Source organism: Streptomyces sp. DH37 (genome assembly GCF_029813835.1).
GTDB lineage: Bacteria > Actinomycetota > Actinomycetes > Streptomycetales > Streptomycetaceae > Streptomyces.
Window position 1 is genome coordinate 1 of sequence record NZ_JARVKV010000094.1, and the last position, 17,598, is coordinate 17,598.

General features: G+C 72.4%; 8 protein-coding genes and 1 pseudogene. 8 read left to right on the forward strand and 1 reads right to left on the reverse strand.

Going from position 1 to position 17,598, the window contains the following annotated elements; translation table 11 throughout:
- Positions 1 to 418: 418 nt before the first annotated feature.
- Positions 419 to 1,222: an aminotransferase class IV family protein gene (locus QC029_RS28730; RefSeq protein WP_279558754.1), complete on the forward strand. Its 804-nt coding sequence runs from the start codon at positions 419 to 421 to the stop codon at positions 1,220 to 1,222.
- A 239-nt stretch (positions 1,223 to 1,461) separates the two neighbouring features.
- On the opposite strand, the gene QC029_RS28735 is transcribed toward QC029_RS28730, so the two are convergent.
- Complete coding sequence (locus QC029_RS28735) at positions 1,462 to 2,820, reverse strand: MFS transporter (RefSeq protein ID WP_279558755.1); 1,359 nt, start codon at positions 2,818 to 2,820, stop codon at positions 1,462 to 1,464.
- Positions 2,821 to 4,177: 1,357 nt separating this feature from the next.
- Between QC029_RS28735 and QC029_RS28740 the strand changes: the two genes are divergently transcribed.
- The 7 genes and pseudogenes from QC029_RS28740 to QC029_RS31245 form a co-directional block, all read left to right on the forward strand.
- Entirely contained in the window at positions 4,178 to 10,297 is a 6,120-nt protein-coding gene (locus tag QC029_RS28740) for a type I polyketide synthase (RefSeq protein ID WP_279558756.1), read from the forward strand.
- Positions 10,294 to 12,123, forward strand: coding sequence for a non-ribosomal peptide synthetase (locus QC029_RS28745; protein WP_279558757.1), 1,830 nt, complete (start codon positions 10,294 to 10,296; stop codon positions 12,121 to 12,123). The genes QC029_RS28740 and QC029_RS28745 overlap by 4 nt, the downstream gene beginning before the upstream one ends.
- Before the next feature lie 35 nt (positions 12,124 to 12,158).
- Positions 12,159 to 13,943, forward strand: coding sequence for a type I polyketide synthase (locus QC029_RS28750; protein ID WP_279558758.1), 1,785 nt, complete (start codon positions 12,159 to 12,161; stop codon positions 13,941 to 13,943).
- Entirely contained in the window at positions 13,940 to 15,181 is a 1,242-nt protein-coding gene (locus QC029_RS28755) for a cytochrome P450 (protein ID WP_279558759.1), read from the forward strand. Before QC029_RS28750 ends, QC029_RS28755 begins: the two co-directional genes overlap by 4 nt.
- Positions 15,178 to 15,375, forward strand: coding sequence for an MbtH family NRPS accessory protein (locus QC029_RS28760; RefSeq protein ID WP_279558760.1), 198 nt, complete (start codon positions 15,178 to 15,180; stop codon positions 15,373 to 15,375). The genes QC029_RS28755 and QC029_RS28760 overlap by 4 nt, the downstream gene beginning before the upstream one ends.
- 117 nt (positions 15,376 to 15,492) lie before the next feature.
- Positions 15,493 to 16,188 (forward strand): formyltransferase family protein, encoded by a 696-nt coding sequence (locus tag QC029_RS28765; RefSeq protein ID WP_279558761.1) that lies wholly within the window; start codon positions 15,493 to 15,495, stop codon positions 16,186 to 16,188.
- A gap of 315 nt (positions 16,189 to 16,503) precedes the next feature.
- Positions 16,504 to 16,678 (forward strand): annotated as a pseudogene (locus QC029_RS31245) (IS5/IS1182 family transposase); the annotation flags it as partial.
- Positions 16,679 to 17,598 lie beyond the last annotated feature (920 nt).

The window sequence follows — 17,598 nt, forward strand, 5'->3', positions numbered from 1 at the left end:
CGGCCCCCTCACCGGGGCCGGCCGGCCGGTGTCCGCATGCCCGGTGGAGACGGGGCGGGACCGCTTCCGGGCTCGGGCACCGGGCTCCGCCCCCCTTGCCCCGGCACGGCGGCGCGTCCGGCTCCGAGGGCCACCGCAGGATCCGCTCCGGGCCGCACAGGCGCCGCCCGCGCACTCCGTTCCGCTCGCGTGCCGGGCGGTCGGCCGGCGTCCCCCGAACGGGGACCGAACCGTTTCCCCGGCGCCCGTCGCGTCGTTGGGCCGTCCGGACGAGGTCCGGGACCGACGGGGACGGCCTCCCTCACGGGACGCCCCGGCCCCTTCCCGGCGAAGACCGTCCGGCCCGGGCGTCCGCGCGCCGCCCGGGCGGTCGCGGCGGCCGTCCACAGGGCCGGCCACACCGATGGGAACGGAGCACATGGCCTCTTTCGTCGTTCACCGCAACGGCAGGGCAGCGACTGTCGGAGAACTGGCCTCGCTGGCCTTCGCGGGCTACGCCCACTTCACCGCCATGCAGGTGCGCGAGGGCCGGGTCCGGGGTCTGGACCTGCATCTGGAGAGACTGCGGTCGGCCTCGGTGGAGCTGTTCGGCCGGGCACTGCCGGACGACCGGGTGCGCTCCTACCTGAGGGCGGCGCTGGAGGCCGGTCCGGCCGACCTGTCACTGACGGCCACGGTGTACTCGCCGGCCGGCGAGTACACCGTGGCCGGGCCCGACGCGGAGCCGGAGGTGCTGGTCCGCTCCGGACCTCCCGCGTCCGGCCCGGAGGGACCGCTGGCGCTGGCGGCGGTCGAGTACGAGCGGATCCTCCCGGCCGTGAAACACGTCGGGGAGGTGGCCAAGACGTACTTCCTGCGCCGAGCCGCCGCGCAGGGTCTGGACGACGCCGCTTTCGTCGACCGCCGGGGGCGGTTGAGCGAGGGGACGATCTGGAACCTGGTGTTCTGGGACGGCGCCGCGGTGGTGTGGCCCGCGGCCGACGCGCTGAGCGGAGTCACGATGGGCGTCGTCCGCAGGCAACTGGACCGCCTGGGAGTCCTTCAGCGCGTCCGGGAGGTCACGCTCGCGGACCTGCCGTCTCTGGCCGGATGCGCGGTGATGAACTCCTGGACGCCGGGGGTCGCGGTGCACCGCATCGGTTCCGTGTCCCTGCCCGGGGCGCCCCTCCTGATGGAGCTGCTCCACCGGGCCTACCGGGCCGAAGCGCCGACGCCCCTGTGAGAGACGGCGGGCCCGCGCCCGTCCCGCCCGGACGCGCACCGGGGGACCGGCACGGCCGGGGGTACGGGGTCCGTGCCGGCCGGGGGCCGACGAGTGGGGGAGAGGCCCCCGCCGGTCCTTCCGCCGGGCCGGACACGGGCCGACGCACGGCCCGTCACCGACGCTTTCGCCCGGCGGCCGCCGGGCGAGCGTGCGCCCGTGGGTCCGCCGTCCCCCGGACCGTTCCGCACGGGGGTCCTTCAGGCCGCGCTCGTCCGGCGACCCGCCATGGCGATGACCACCGCTCCGAGCCCGCAGCCGATGCCGGCCGTGAGGTAGGCGAGGTGGTAGCCGGTGAGCCGGTCATCACTGGTCGCCGCGACCAGGACCATGACCGCCACTCCGACGCTGGCGCCGATCTGCTGTGCCACGACGTTCACCGCCCCGGCGACCGCATGCCGTTCCGGCTCGACGCCGGTGAGCGCGGCGGACGTCATCGAGGGGAAGTTCAGCCCCTGGCCGATGCCGCTGATCACCAGGCCGGGCAGCACGTGCAGCAGATAGCTGCCCTGGTGCGGTGTGCTCATCCACAGCGCCGTCCCCCCGCCGATCAGGACGAGCCCGACGGCCATCAGCGTGCGCGGCGTGTACGTGGCGAGCAGGCGCCCGGTGACGAAGTTGGCGGTGAGGAACACGCCCGCCGACATCGGCACCAGCGCGAGGCCGGACTCGAGCGGGGAGTAATCCAGCATCCCCTGCAGATACAGCGGCGCGAAGAACAGCATCCCGACCGAGGCCATGTACTGGAGGAACGCCGCCAGGCTCGCCGCCCGCACCGATGTGATCCGGAAGAGGCCGAGAGGGAGCACCGGGTCGGCGGTGCGGTGCTCGCGTACGACGAAGAGCAGCAGGAACACCACTGCGACGCAGAACGAGACCCATGCCGGCGTGCCGCTGGTGCTCGCGCCGACGACCAGCAGGGTGAGGCCGACCGTGCCCGAGACCGCACCGGGCAGGTCCAGCCGGCCGCCGCGCCCGACACCACCGGGCAGCCCGGCACGCGTCGTGGCCAGCACGGCCGCCCCCACGATCACCGAGAACCACAGCACCGACCGCCAGCCGAGGAACTGGGTCAGTACACCGCCCAGCAGCACCCCGCCGCTGAAGCTCGCCGCGCCGACCGCCGCGTACACGCCGAGTGCCCGGTTGCGGGCCGGGCCGGCCGGGAACACCTGGGTCAGCAGGGCCAGTGCGGCCGGACCCGACAGGGCCGCGCCGATGCCCTGGACCGCCCGCGCACCGAGCAGCACCCCGATGTCCGGCGCCACGGCCCCGACCAACGCGGCCACCGTGAACAGGGCGATACCGAGCTCGAACACCCGCCGGCGGCCGAACACATCGGCCAGGCGGCCCCCCACCAGCAGGAAGCCGGCGAACGCCACGGCGTAAGCGATCATGACCCACTGGAGCGTGGTGTCGTCCAGGTCGAAACGCGCTCCGATGGACGGCAGGGCGGCGTTGAGCACCCCGAGACCGCTCACGTCCAGTGCGAGCGCCCCGGCCAGCACCCCCAGTGCCAGTCCCGGCCTGTGCCGTGGCACCACCTCGGTACTGGTCACGCGGACCTCCCGAGGAGCTCGCCGCCGACCGGCCGGCGGTTGCCGGGGCGTACCCGGACGCCGCTGCCGGAGCCGGACGGCGGGGCGGCCGGCCCGCCGCCGTCACGTAACCGGCCGACGGCCGCCCGGAGAGGGCGGCGGCCGAGCCGTGACCGGGCGAACACCTCGCCCGCCACCGCCACAGGCGCGCCGGACGGGGCGGCCACGGGAGGGTGCGGTGAATATCCGGATAAGACTTCGCCGGCACCGGCCGCGGGCTCCTGCCGTGTTGTGGGGAGTTCCATCCGTCCGGTGCCCACCACCAGGACACGGGCGTCAGCCGGTGTCGGCTCGTGGTTCATGATTCTCATGCCGAGCAGCTTGCAGTGCCGCCCGCCTGTTGTCCAGGCCGGCCCTGCCCGTATGCCGCCGGAGCGTATCGCCCGCATCGGACCGGGCCTTGACGGGCTCCATGAGCCCTCATTTCCCCTGTAATCAGCGGCTTTTCTCTCCTCCGGAGGAAGGGCCACCGCCGACGCGTGCCGCCGACGACCGCAATGGGTTACCGGTACAGGCCGGTGGCGCGTCGGGGTTGACCCGTGTTGAACAGGGATATCCCTGTTGCCCATGACGTCCGGACCGCCTCGGGATCATTGCGTGAGAAGAGAGTGAACCAGTCACTCCGGGGGCCAAATCGCGCCAGTGCACCTTCCAGCCCACGGGTCACACTTGTTTCACCATTCGCAGGGTGGCAGTCTGAAGTCGGCCGGGTGAGTGCCGCGTAATACGGACGCGTCAGTCCGCACAATCATTGACCTGGCCAAATGGATCGTGACGCTCGTCGGCAGTGGTTGTGCGGATGAGGGGTCCCGCGTGCACGCCCCCGGAGGCAACGCAGTCGCGGACCGATGTGACCAGGAGACAGGCGATGTACACCGGCGGCTGGGCTGCCGGGCGATGATCCTGAATCAGATCGCGATCTGATTCGGCCAAGACGACTTAACGGGGGTCGGGGTCGCGGTGCGGGTACCAGTTCTTCCACAGCCATGCCTTCCTTTCCGGGGCGGGACGGCCTGCCCGGCAGAACGCGGGTTCCTTTACCCTGACGGAGTCTCCTCACGTTCGACCCCCCGGCGGCACTCGGCACGGCGAAGCGAAGCCCCCGTGCCGTGAGCCATTCCCGTGGCCGGCCGCCCGGGCACTGAACCACCATTCCGAGAACCGTCGGCCCCGGCCGTTTTCACCGAATCGGCCGCATGTGAGCCGCAACCCCCCTTCGATACCGCTGCCATTACACGGCTGACGGAGTTTCCGGGCCCTTGACCAGCCGGCCGCGAGCTCTGTCGGTCCATTCCATCCGCCCTGCTGAGGAGCCGAGATGCCCCAAGAGCGCGCAGCACGAGATTCGCATGCCATAACGGAGTTTCTGCTTTCTCGCGTTGCCGAGCTGATGGACCCGTCCCAGGACGCGGTGGACCGCCGGACACCGATGTACCGGTACGGCCTGGACTCGCTGAAGTTCTCGACCCTCGCCGCCTCGTTGTCCGAATTCCTCGGCTGGAAAGTCCCGGTCACCTGGATGTGGCAGTACCCCACCGTCGACGAGCTGTCCCGAGCGCTGGTCGACGGTCCGCGTGCCGCGGGGACCGCCGCCCCGGGCACCGTGCGTCGTACGGCGTCGCACGAGCCCGTCGCGGTCGTGGGCATCGGCTGCCGGTTCCCCGGAGGACCGGACCCGTCCTCGTTCTGGCAGCTGCTGACCGAGGGCCGCGACGCCGTCGGCCCGGTGCCGGCCGGGCGGCGCGACCTCCTGAACGACAGGGTGCGGTGGGGCGGGTTCATCGACGGCATCGACCAGTTCGATCCGCTGTTCTTCGGCATCTCCCCCCGCGAAGCCGTCCAGATGGACCCGCAGCAGCGGCTGATCCTGGAACTGGCCTGGGAGGCGCTGGAGGACGCGGGTGTCGCCCCCCACAGCCTCGTCGGCAGCGACACCGGCGTGTTCATGGCCTCCTGCTGGGGCGACTACGCCGCCCTGGCGCACTACCGCGGTCCCGACAGCCAGATCACCCCGCACACCGCGACCGGCATGCACGACGGCATCATCGCCAACCGCGTCTCCTACATCCTCGGCCTGCAGGGCCCGAGCATGGCCATCGACGCCGCCTGCGCCGGATCGCTGGTCTCGGTGCACGTCGGATGCCAGTCGATCTGGCTGGGCGAGAGCGAGCTGGTGCTGGCCGGTGGCGTGAACCTGAGCTTCGTCTCCGACTACTACACCGCCATGGACGCGATGGGCGCGCTCGCCCCGGACGGCCGCTGCAAGTCGTTCGACGCCCGCGCCAACGGCTACGTCCGCGGTGAGGGCGCCGGGGTCGTCGTGCTCGCCCCGCTGAGCGTGGCGCTCGAACGCGATCTTCCGGTGTACTGCCTGATCAAGGGCAGCTCGTCCAACAACGACGGCCTGAGCAACGGCATGACCGCGCCGAACCCCCAGGCGCAGGAGAAGATGCTCCGCACCGCCTACCAGCGGGCCGGCATCGAACCGTCCCTCGTGGACTACATCGAGTGCCACGGCTCCGCGACGCCCCTCGGCGACCCGATCGAGGCCAACGCCATCGGCGCGGTCCTGGGAGGTGACCGCGCGGAGCCGCTGCGGCTGGGCTCCGTCAAGTCCAACGTCGGGCACCTGGAGGCGGCGGCCGGCATCGTCGGCCTGGTCAAACTCGCGCTGTCGATGCGCAACGGCGTGCTCCCGCCGAGCCTGCACTACACCGCCCCGAACCCGCAGATCATGTTCGACGAGTACAACCTCACCGTCCAGGACCGGCTGACGGCGTGGCCGCGCCGGTCCGACGCGCGCCGCGGCGGCGTCAGCTCGTTCGGGTTCGGCGGCGCGATCTGCCACGTGGCCGTCGAGGAGCTGCCGCGCCCCGAGAGCTCGCTCCTCCTGCTGGCCGCCGACTCCCGGGAGGCGCTGGCCGAGCGGGCCCTGGCGCTGCGCGAGGAGAACGACCTGCGGGCGGTATGCAGCCGGAAACCCGGCGACGGCAGGTTCCGGCTCGCGGTCACCGCCCGCGACATGACCGAACTCAGGGCGCGGCTCGAAGCCTTCGGCGCCGGGGCGACGGCCGCCGGACTGAGCGTCGGGGAGGCCGCCGAACGCAGGCCGCGGGTGGCGTTCCTGTTCTCGGGCAACGGCTCGCAGTGGGTGGGCATGGGCAGGCAACTGCTCGCCGGCATGCCCGTGTTCCGCCGGTCCATGATGAGGTCCGACAAGCGGATGCGGGACCTGCTGGGCTTCTCGCTCGTCGACCAACTGCTGTCGCCCGACGGCCGCATCGACGACATGGACGTCTTCCAGCCGCTGCTGTTCTCCCTCCAGGTCGCCCTGGCCGACGCCTGGCGCTCGCTGGGGGTGGAGCCGGACGTCGTCGTGGGACAGAGCGTCGGGGAGTTCGCCGCCTCGCACATCGCCGGCGCACTCGACTTCGAGGACGCCTCCCGCCTGGCCGCCCACCACGGCCGGCTCCTCCAGCAGCTGGCCGTCGGACGCGGCGAGGGCATCGTGGCCATGACCGGTGCGGACGCCGTCAAGCAGCACCTGACCGGCCAGCTCACCGTTTCCGGCTACAACGGCCTGAACTCCACCCTGGTCACCGGCACACCGCAGGAGATCGACGAGCTGGTCCAGCGGCTCACCGACGAGGGCGTCACCAGCCACCGGGTGCGGATGGGCCACGCACCGCACTCGCCGCTGGTCGACCACGTCCTCGCCCCGCTGCGGGCCGAACTCGCCGACCTCAGGCCCCGGACCACGCGCATCCCGATGATCTCGACGGTCACCGGCGGACCCGTCGACGGCTCGGAACTCGGGCCGGACTACTGGGCGAACAACCTGCGCCAGGAGATCCGGGTGGTCGACGCCCTGACGAACCTGCGCGACCACGACGTCGACGCGGTGATCGAACTCAGCCCGCACCCCGTGCTGCTCAAGTCCGTGTCGGAGATCCTGACGGCGACCACCCTGCCCTCGCTCCGCCGTGGCGCCGACGAGGCCTCGACCCTGCTCGGCTCGCTCGGCGCGCTGTACACCGCCGGTCTCCCCGTCATCCCCGGACCGTTCACCGCGGGCGACCGGGGGCGGCACGTCACGCCGAGCCGGGGCGAGGTCGCGGCCGACGAACGGGTGCACCTCGTACCCGTCACGGCGCGCACGGCGGGTGCGCTGGCCGACACCTGCCGCGCGCTGTCCAACCACGTCGAACGCGACCCGGGCCTGCGGGTCTCCGACCTCGCCTACACGCTCGCGACCAGGCGCACCCACCACAGCCGGCGGATAGCGCTGTTCGCCCGCAACCGTCAGGAGGTCCTGGACGGACTCGCGCGGGTCGCCGCCGGCGAGCCGCACCCCGATGTCGTCACGGGCACGGTCGCGGGCAACGGCGACCGGCGGGTGGCGCTGGTGTTCTCCGGCGGCGGAACGCAGTGGGTCGGCATGGGCCGGGAGCTCATGCGCTCGCACACCGGCTTCCGTACGTGGATGAACGCCTGCGACGCCGCCGTGCGCAGGGCCGGCGGCTGCTCGGTGCTCGAGGAGCTCGCCGCCCCGGCCGACCGGGCCAGGTTCGAGGAGATGGACTTCCAGCAGCCCGTGCTGTTCGCCCTGCAGGTCTCGCTGGCGAAGGTCTGGCTCGAACTGGGCATCGAGCCGACCGCCGTCGTCGGGCACAGCCTGGGCGAGGTCGCGGCCGCCTGTGTCGCCGGCGCGCTGTCGCTGGACGACGCCGCCCGCGTCGTGGTCGCCCGCTCGCACCTGCTCGAGCGGAAAGCGGCCCCCGGCGCCATGATCTCGGTCGACCTGCCGGAACAGGAGCTGCTGCCGAGGATCGCCCCGTACGCCGAGCACGTGGCCGTCGCCGTGGTGAACAGCCCCACCAGCGCGGCGGTGTCCGGCTCGCCCGAGGCCGTCGGCGCCCTGGAGGCCGACCTCCTCCGGGCCGGGATCCCGACCCGGAGGATCCGGGTCGAACGGCCGGTGCACAGCCCCGGCATGGATCCGCTGATCCAGCCGCTGCGCGAGCGCATCGACGGCATCGTCCCGCTGGCGAACACCATCGAGTTCCGTTCCACGGCGCTGGCCGACACGGTGAACCCGGTCGCCGACGTCGACTACTGGGTGCACAACCTGCGCAACCAGGTCCGGTTCGCCGAGACGATCGGCGCGCTGGTCGACGAAGGCGTCGGCACCTTCATCGAGATCGGCCCGCACGAGACGCTGCGCGGCGCGGTCGAGGAGATCGCGCTGACCCGTGGCGCCCAGGTGCACGCGGTCAACTCCCTGCGGCGCGGCGAGAGCGACGTCCGCTGCCTGCTGGGGGCCGCCGCGTCGCTGTACGTCAGGGGCCTCCCGCTGACCTTCGACTCGTTGTTCGCCGACGACGTCGAGGTCGTGGAGACCCCGCTCGTACAGTGGCAGAAGGACCGCTACTGGCTGGACACCGCGCCCCGCCCCCGCACCGCGTCGGCACCGGCGGCCGAAACCGCGACCGGGTCCGCGGTCGCGACCGTGGCCGAGCCCACGCCCGGGACCATGCCCGGGACCGCGGCCGGGACCGTGGGGAGCAGGCCGCTGGAGGACGTCGTCCTCGCCGAGATCGCCGACGTGCTGGGCGTGCCGGCGGGCACGTTCGAGGAAGGCGCCAGCCTGCGCGACTTCGGCCTCGACTCGATGCTGGCGATCCGCCTCGTCAACAGGTTGCAGTCGCTGTCCGGGCACCGGGTGTCGCCGGTGGTGTTCCTGGACGGCCGGACCCTGTCCGAGGCCGTCGGCCACGTCGTCGAGGTCATCGGCGGGTCGGCCGCCACCGCGGCGGCGCGGCCGGCCCCGGCCTCGACTCCGGCCCCTGTCCCGGTCGCGGTCCCGGCCCCTGTCCCGGCCGCGGAGGCGGAGCCGGACCGGACTCCGCAGACGCCGCCGCGGGCGGCGGCACCGGCGCCCGAGGCCGGGCCGACCCCGGCGTTCCTCGACGACCTGTCCGAACTGGACGCCGAGGAGCTGGTGGAGGAACTGGCCGCGCGCGGCCTGCTGGACCCCACCGACGCACCGGCGTTCGACCAGCTGCGCGCCGGCGGTCTGGGTTTCGAAGTGGCCCCGGCCTCGCACGGCCAGGCCTCCCTGTGGTTCATGCAGATGGTCGCGCCGGACGCCGTGCCCTACAACTTCATGGTGGCCGCCCGGATCCGGACCGCGGTCGACGAGAAGGCCCTCGACCGCGCCGTACGGGCCGTGATGGAGCGGCATCCCGCGCTGCGCACGGTCTTCGTCGAGGCCGGCGGGCGCCCGTACCAGGTCGTCCTGGACGAACCGGTGTACGAGTTCGTCGTGGTGGACAGCACGGGCCTCGACGACGAACAGGCCCGCGAGGAACTGGCCGGGCACGGGCACCTGCCGCTCGACCTGGACAACGGGCCGCTCGTACGGGTGGTGCTGATGACGCGCGGACCGGCGGACCACTACCTGCTGGTGCTCGTGCACCACATCGCGTCGGACGCGGCGTCGGCCGACGTGATGATCCGCGAGCTCCAGGAGTTCTACGAGGGCGCGGACCCCGCCGACAGCGCGCCGGTCGCCCCCTACACGGAGTTCGTCGAGTGGGAGCGGCAGTGGCTGGCCGGCCCGGCGGCCGACGCGGCGCTGGCCTGGTGGTCGGAGAAACTGGCCGATCCACCCGCCCACCTCGACCTGTCCACCAAGGTGCGACCTCCCGGCGTCACCTACGAGGGCCGCGACCTCGCGTTCCGCTGGAGCGCCGAGGAGACCCGGCTGCTCAGGGAATTCGCGGTGCGCGAAGGCGTGTCGATCAGCACCGTCGTACTGGCCGGTTTCTTCGCCACGCTCAACCGCGCGGCCGGAGCCGAGGACTCCGTACTGGCCACCGCCATCGCCCAACGCGCCGAACCGGGCTGGGAGTCCGCCATCGGCTACTACCTGAACACGGTGCTGGTGCGGGCGAAACCGGCCGGCGACCGCAGCTTCCGGGACCTGCTGGGCGAGGTCCACGCCTTCTCGCTCGGCCTGCTCGAGCACATGAACTACCCCCTCGACCTGCTGGCGTCCGCCCTGAAGCCGCCCAGGGCCGAGGGCCGCTCACCGTGGTTCGACGTGGTGGTGAACTGGCTGTCCTCGGAGGCGTTCCCCCGGTCCGTCAAGCTCTTCCACGGCATCGGGGCGACCATCGCGCCCGACGGCGCCCTGCCGCTCGAACCGCTCCAGGTGCGCAGGCACCTGGCCAAGTTCGACCTGGAGATATCGATGGCCGACATCGACGGCGAGGTCGTCGGCCACGTCCAGTACAAACCGAGCTACCTGGAGAGGCGGACCGTGACCGCACTGCTCGCGCTCTACCGCACCGTGCTCTTCGAAGCGATCGCCCGACCCGACCTGGCGCTCGAAGGCATCGCGCCGAGCGGCCTCCCCGAGGAGACGGACCAGTGACCACGACCCTGCACTCCGAGTTCGTCGAGCAAGCGGCCAAGAACCCCGACGCGACCGCGGTCTACTCCGACGCCGGCGTCCTGACCTACGGCGAGCTGGACGAGCGGTCCCGCGCGCTGGCCGAACGGCTCGCCGCCGACGGCGCCGGTCCCGGTGTCCCGGTCGGCATCTGCGTCGAGCGCACCCCCGACCTGCTCGTCGGCATCCTGGCCGCGCTGCGCGCGGGGTCCTGCTACGTACCGCTGGACCCGAACTACCCGGCCGAACGGCTGGACTTCATGGTCCGCGACAGCGGGACCCGCCTGCTGCTGACCACGCCCGCCTCCCGCGCCGACTGCCCGGCCGGCCCGACCGTGGTCGTGCTGGGGGAGACCGTGACGACCGAGCCCGGCGCGCAGCCCGTGCCGGTCGTGCCCGGCGACACCGCGTACGTCATCTACACGTCGGGATCCACCGGCACGCCCAAGGGCGTGGCCGTCCGGCACAGCGGCTGTGTCGCCATGCTGGCCGAAATGGACCGGATCTTCGAGGGCTGCGACCTGAGCGGCGTATCGGCGGCGAGTTCGGTCTGCTTCGACATGTCCGTGATGGAGATCTTCGCCGCGCTGTGCCGCGGCGGCGCCGTCGTGCTCGTGGAGAGCGCCGCCCACCTGCCGGAGAGCCGGTACGCGGACAAGGTCACCCACCTCAACGTCGTCCCGTCGGTGATGAACGGCCTGCTCGACGCCGGCGTTCTGCCCCCGAACGTGCGCACGGTCGTGTTCGGCGGCGAGGCGCTGCGGCGCAAGCTGGTGGACCGGGCGTACCGGGAGACCAACGCCGACCGGGTCTTCAACGCCTACGGCCCCACCGAGGGGACCGTCTTCTGCTCGTTCGGCCTGGTGCCGCGGGAGGGAACCGACGAGCCGACGATCGGCAGGCCGTCGACCGGCGCCCGTGTCTACGTGCTCGACGAGAAGCTGAGGCACCTGCCGGCTGGCGAGCCCGGCGAGCTCTACCTCGGCGGCGCCGGCCTCGCCCACGGCTACGTCAACCGGCCGCGCACCACGGCCGAGCGGTTCGTGCCCGACCCGTTCCTGGACGGCGAACGCATGTACCGCACCGGTGACGTCGTCCAGTTCACCGCCGACGGTGAGCTCCGGTTCGTCGGCCGCACCGACCACCAGGTCAAGCTGCGCGGCTACCGCATCGAGCTGGAGGAGGTCGAGGCCCGGCTGACCGGCTGCCCCGAGGTCAGGGAAGCCGCCGCCGCCGTACAGGGCAACAGGCTCGTCGGCTACGTGGTGCCCGAGGGCGACGGCCGCCCGCGGGACGGCGCCCGGCTGGACGCCGGACTCCAGAGCGCCATCACCGGCAAGCTCGCCGCCGAGCTGCCCGACTACATGGTGCCGGCGACGATCGTGTTCCTGGCCGCGCTCCCGCTGGGGCCGGGCGGGAAGCTCGACCGCGCCGCGCTTCCCGAGCCGCCGGCCGCCACCGCCGCCGCGGGGCCCCTGACGGCCGCCGGCACGCCGACCGAGGTGGCGCTGTCGGAGATCTGGGGCCAGCTGCTCGACATCGAACCGGCGAGCATCGACGTCCGGGCCACCTTCTACGACCTCGGCGGCGACTCGCTGCTGCTCATCCGGCTGGCCAGGCTGATGACCCGGCGGTTCGACCGCCGCGTCCGCGTGCCCGACCTCTTCAGCTTCCGCGACATCTCCTCCCTCGGCCAGTGGCTCGACGAGGAGAGCGGCGCCACCCCCGAGGCGGTCCAGTCGGCCCGCCGCCGCGCCAACACCCGCCGCGCCGCGCTGCGCGGCCGCGGCACCTCCGCCGGCAGCTGAGCCACCCCCACTCGATTCGAGGCAGGAGCCTTCCCGTGACCGACAGCCCCGAGCAGGACTACGACCCGGGTGACGTGGCCGTCATCGGCATGTCCCTCCGGTCGCCCGGAGCCCGCACCAAGGAACAGTTCTGGGACAACCTCGTGCACGGCAGGGAGTCCGTGTCGTTCCTGGCCAAGGACGACATCCACGTCGACGAGACCCTGATCCACAGCCCGTTCTACGTGCGGGCCTGCGGCGTGCTCGACACCTACGACAAGTTCGATCCGTCGGTGTTCGGCATCAGCGACCGGATGGCGGCCGCGATGACCCCGGAGAACCGGCTGTTCCTGGAGAGCGCGTGGGAGACGCTCGAGGACGGCGGCTACGACCCGGACCGGATCAGGGGCGAGGTGGGCGTCTACGGCGCCAACAACCCGCAGACCGCCGCGCTCTACAGTTCCCCGCCGGACCGGGTGTCGGTCGGCCCCGAGGCGATCGAGGCCAGCCTGGCGTGGTCGCCGGACACCATGACCTCCAACGCGCTGTACTACATGGGGCTGACCGGCGAGGCCGTCACCGTCGCCGCTGTCTGCGCCGGCTTCCACTACGCGGTGCACCTGGCCTGCCAGTCGCTGCTGCTCGGCCAGACCGACATGGCGATCGCCGGTGGCGCGATGGTCCGCCTGCCGCACCCCCGCGGCCACCTGTGGGAGGAGAACCGCATCCTGTCGAGGGACGGCCACTGCCGCCCGTTCGACGCCAACGGCACCGGCACCGCGCTCTCCAGCGGTGTCGTCACGGTGCTGCTCAAGCCGCTGGCGGAGGCCGTCGCCGACCGCGACCACATCTACGCCGTGGTCAAGGGCTCGGCCGTCAACAACAACGGCGTCAGCGCGGTGGCCTACGGTCTGGCGCAGCCGGAGCGGCTGAGCGCGTGCATCGCCAACGCCATGGAGGTCGGCGGCGTCACCCCGGACACCGTGTCCATGTACGAGGCCAACGGTCTCGGCATGCCGATGACCGACGAGCTCGAGGTGCACGCGGCGAGCATGGCGTTCGGCAAGCAGACCGGCACCACCTCCATCGGCGGGGTCAAGGGCAACGTGGGCCACGGCGGTGTGGTGTCGGGCGGCTTCGGCGCGATGAAGGCCCTGATGGCCCTGTACCACAAGAAGCTGGCGGCGACGATCAACCTGACGGAGGTCAACCCGGATCTCGACTTCCCCAGCACCCCGTTCGTGCCGCAGCTGGAGACGGCGGACTGGGAGCCGGAGGCCGGGATCCGCCGCGCGGGCGTCACCTCGCTCGGCGGCGGCGGTTACAACGCGCACCTGGTGCTGGAGGAGGCGCCGGCGGCCGCCGAACGCGCCCCCGAGGCCGTCGGCAGGCCGCGGCTGGCCACGCTGTCCGCCCTGGACGACGAGGCGCTGGCCCGTCAGCGCGCGAGGCTGAAGGACTGGCTGGAGGCCAACCCCGGCCTGCGCCTGGACGACGTCTGCTTCAGCCTCAACCTGGGCCGCAAGGTGATGGCCCGCCGGTGGGCGGCCGTGGTCCGCAGCCGTGCGGAGCTGATCGCGGCGCTGTCCGACGACCCCCCGGGCGGCATGGCCACCGGGACCGCCCCCGCGCCGCGGGCGGCCGCCGACTCCTTCCCCCGCAACGACAACGGGATCGTGTGGTCCGGGACGGACGCACAGGAGCTGTCCGACCTGGCCGCCGCCTGGGTCAACGGCCGGCAGGTCGACTTCGCCTCCCTGCACGCGGGGGAGGCCAGCCACCGCGTGCCGCTGCCCACCTACCCGTTCCGGCCGCGCCGGTTCTGGCGTACGGACTGGTGACCGTGAGCACACCGGCGCCGGACACCGTGGACCTGGGCGATCCGAGCACCTTCGCGGACCACGACCTCGACGCGTTCTGGCGCACCCTGCGGGACACCGCCCCGGTGCACTGGAACCCTCCGGTCGACGGCCGCCGGGGGTTCTGGGTGCTCTCCCGCCACGACGACATCATGGCCACCTACCGCGACAACGTGAACTTCACCTCCGAGCGCGGCAACGTGCTCGTCACGCTGCTGGGCGGCGGTGACGCCGGCGCCGGCCGGATGCTGGCCGTCACCGACGGGCACCGGCACCACGAGCTGCGCAAGATCCTTCAGCGGGTGCTCTCGCCGAGGGTGCTCGACGAGGTCGCGCGGACGGTGCGGGTCAACACCCGGCGGCTGATCCGCGAGGCGGTCGAGTCCGGCGGCTGCGACTTCGCCGAGCAGATCGCCAGCCGGATCCCGATGACCACGATCTCGAACCTGCTCGGCGTGCCCGAGCAGGACCGGGACTTCCTCCTCGCCCAGACCAAGACCGCGCTGTCGACCGACGACGAGGACGTCGACGAGGTCGCCTCCGAGATGGCCCGCAACGAGATCCTGATGTACTTCATGGACATCGTCGAGGAGCGGCGCGAGTCCCCGGGCGACGACGTGATCAGCATGCTGGCCGGCAGCTCCATCGACGGCGTGCCGCTGTCCGACGAGGACGTCGTGCTCAACTGCTACAGCCTGATCATCGGGGGCGACGAGACCAGCCGGCTCACGATGACCGACTGCGTCCGCACGCTCGCGGCCCACCCCGAGCAGTGGCGGCGGCTCAAGCACGGCGAGGTCGCCGTCGAGACCGCCGTGGACGAGGTGCTGCGCTGGGCGTCACCCACCATGCACTTCGGGCGCAGTGTCGTCCGCGAGACCGAACTGCACGGCGTACGGCTGCGGCCGGGCGAGATCGTCACGCTCTGGCACGCCTCCGGCAACCGGGACGAGCGGGTCTTCGAGCGGCCCGGGGAGTTCGACCTCGGCCGCACCCCCAACAAACACCTGGCCTTCGGCTACGGCCCGCACTTCTGCGTCGGCTCGTACCTGGCCAAGGTGGAGATCTCCGAACTGCTGACCGCCCTGCGGGACTTCACCACCGGATTCGAGCAGACCGGCGAGTCGCTGCGCATCCGGTCCAACTTCCTGACCGGCTTCTCCACGCTGCCGGTGCGGTTTCGGCCCGATCACTCCGGACTGAAAGAGGCCGATCGATGAGCGGCAACCCCTTCGTCGGCGGCGAGGCCGACTGGCTGGTCGTGGCGAACGCCGACGGGCAGCACGCCCTGTGGCGGCCGTACCTGGAGGTGCCGAAGGGCTGGCGGGTCGTCCACTCCTGCCCGGACCGTGACGGCGCCCTCGACCACGTCGAGCGGAACTCCACCGCGGCGGCGCAAGCGCGGACGACCTGACCACCGTGCGCTGGCGCTCGGCACGGGGGCCGCTTCCGACCGGCCCCCGTGCCGTGGCGGAGCGCTCCCACCCCCACTGAACAGACATCCGACCGGCGACCGCAGGAAGCGCGAGTGATGAACATCTACATTTCAGGACGAGGGGCGTTCGCGGTGCAGGTCGCGGAGGCCCTGCTGGACGAAGGGCACCGGATCGCCGGCGTAGCCGCCCCCCGGCTGCGCAAGGGGCAGTCCGACGAGAGCAACGCGCTGTCCTGGGACCGCCTGCGCGCCTGGGCGTATCCCAGGAGCATCCCGTGGACGGACTCGGCCGAACTGCGCGCGATGCACGTCCCGGACGGGGTGGACATCATCGTCGCCGCGCATTCGCACGCCTTCCTCGGCCGCCGGACGCGTGCCAGGGCCGCCGTCGCCGCCATCGGCTACCACCCCAGCCTGCTGCCGCTGCACCGCGGCCGGGACGCGATCCGGTGGACGATCCGCGACGGCGACAAGGTGACGGGCGGGAGCGTCTACCACCTCACCGAGCGTACCGACGCCGGCCCGATCGCCGCCCAGGAGCACCTGTTCGTGCCCCCGGGCTCGACCGCGCAGAGCCTGTGGCGCGATCACCTGGCCCCGCTCGGTGTGCGGCTGCTGCTGAAGGTGGTCGCCGACCTCGCCGAGGGCAGGCGGATCGAGGTCCCGCAGGACGAGGAGATGGCGACCTGGGAGCCTGCGATGGGGGCGCCGCCGCTGTTCAAGCCCGAACTCATCGCGCTGCCCGGAACGGCGTCCGTCGACGGCAGCAGGTGGGCGCTCCACGCGCAGTGAGGGGGGCCCCGTGCGGGAAGGCGACGTGCCCGGAGGCCGGCGGGGCGTTCCCGCCGCCGAGGTGGCGCCGGAGCGCCGCGGGGTCTTCGGGGCGGCGGGGGCGTCCGGCGCGTCCGCCGCCCCGCGCGTCGGCGGGCCCGTCGGCGGGCTCGGACTCGGCCGCCTCGCCGCCCGGAACGCGCCCGGGGAGGGCTTCCCGCGCGGCGGGCGGCCGTTCCGTCAGCGGCCCCGGCGCCCGGGGCGCTGCTCGCAGGGGGTGGCCCGTGAGCCGTCGACACCCTCCCCCGGACTCCGTCCGGGGGCACCCCCACGGCGGTCGCCGCGGCCCGGCCGGCGCCCGGCACCACCGCCGACGCGCGGACCCGGCGCTCCTCCGGCCTGGCCGAGCACTGCCAGGGGGATGGCGGTGCCGGGCGCCGGCGCGTACCTCAACACCGGGCTGATCGTGCCGCACCGCAAACGCCCCGGACGGGTCCTGCCGGCGGGCGAGGGATTGGCCTCGTAGCAGGCGTTGCGGGCAGGGGAGCCCCTCTGAAGACGGGCCCGGAGGCGGGGAGCGGCTCAGTCGGGAGCTGCGGGCTGTGGCGGGAGCGCAAGTGTTTGATCCGGCGGCGCCAGGGATGGGTCTTGCTGCACCGGAGGTGGTTCAGCCAGCGACAGCCGGAGCTCGGGCGACGGTGAGGGGGAACCTGCTTGCTGGCTTGCTCGAGTGGTCTTGGCCTCGGTTGATGTCAGCCGCTGATGTCGGAGGCCCCCTGGGATGATCCCAGGGGGCCTCCGACCAGTGTCGGGACGACAGGATGTGAACCTGCGACCCCTTGACCCCCAGTCCAGCCCAAGGACGCCACTCTTGGGGCAATCGGCGCTTCTCGACCCGGCGCCGCGTGAAGAACGCCCCGGTCGTTCGGGTGCGCGCACACCGTGTGGTCCCCGACTGGTCCCCAAAGAACTGCCGTGCGAGGGCAGTCCATGCCACACATCCAGTATGAACCCTCTTGTGTGGCTTCCACAGGAGGCGGTCCTTGTGCCCCGGAAACGCCGTGAATGACGACTCCCGGCACTGGTCGACTCGGTGGTGGACTCGTACGGTGCGCACTGGCAGAGGAGCTGAACGACGCCTTCACGGCCGAGCTGAATGGGCTCGCGGGGCCCATGGCGGGACTTTGCCCAAGCCGAGCAGGGGGTCTTCTGCTGGGGGCCTGGCGTAACGAGGAACGTCTGCTGGGTTTAACTGACTCATCGTGCCTTGGAACTTGCTCTTGCGCGGCTCCACGCATCGCTGTCGCTAGACGGTGTCCCGTAAATTCTCAGGGACGTGTCGGCTGACCTGCTTGTTTGCTCGTCATCCGGTGAGGGTGAGGTTGTGCAGGCGGGCGATGCCGAGCATGGCGCGGTGGACGCCGTCGTCTC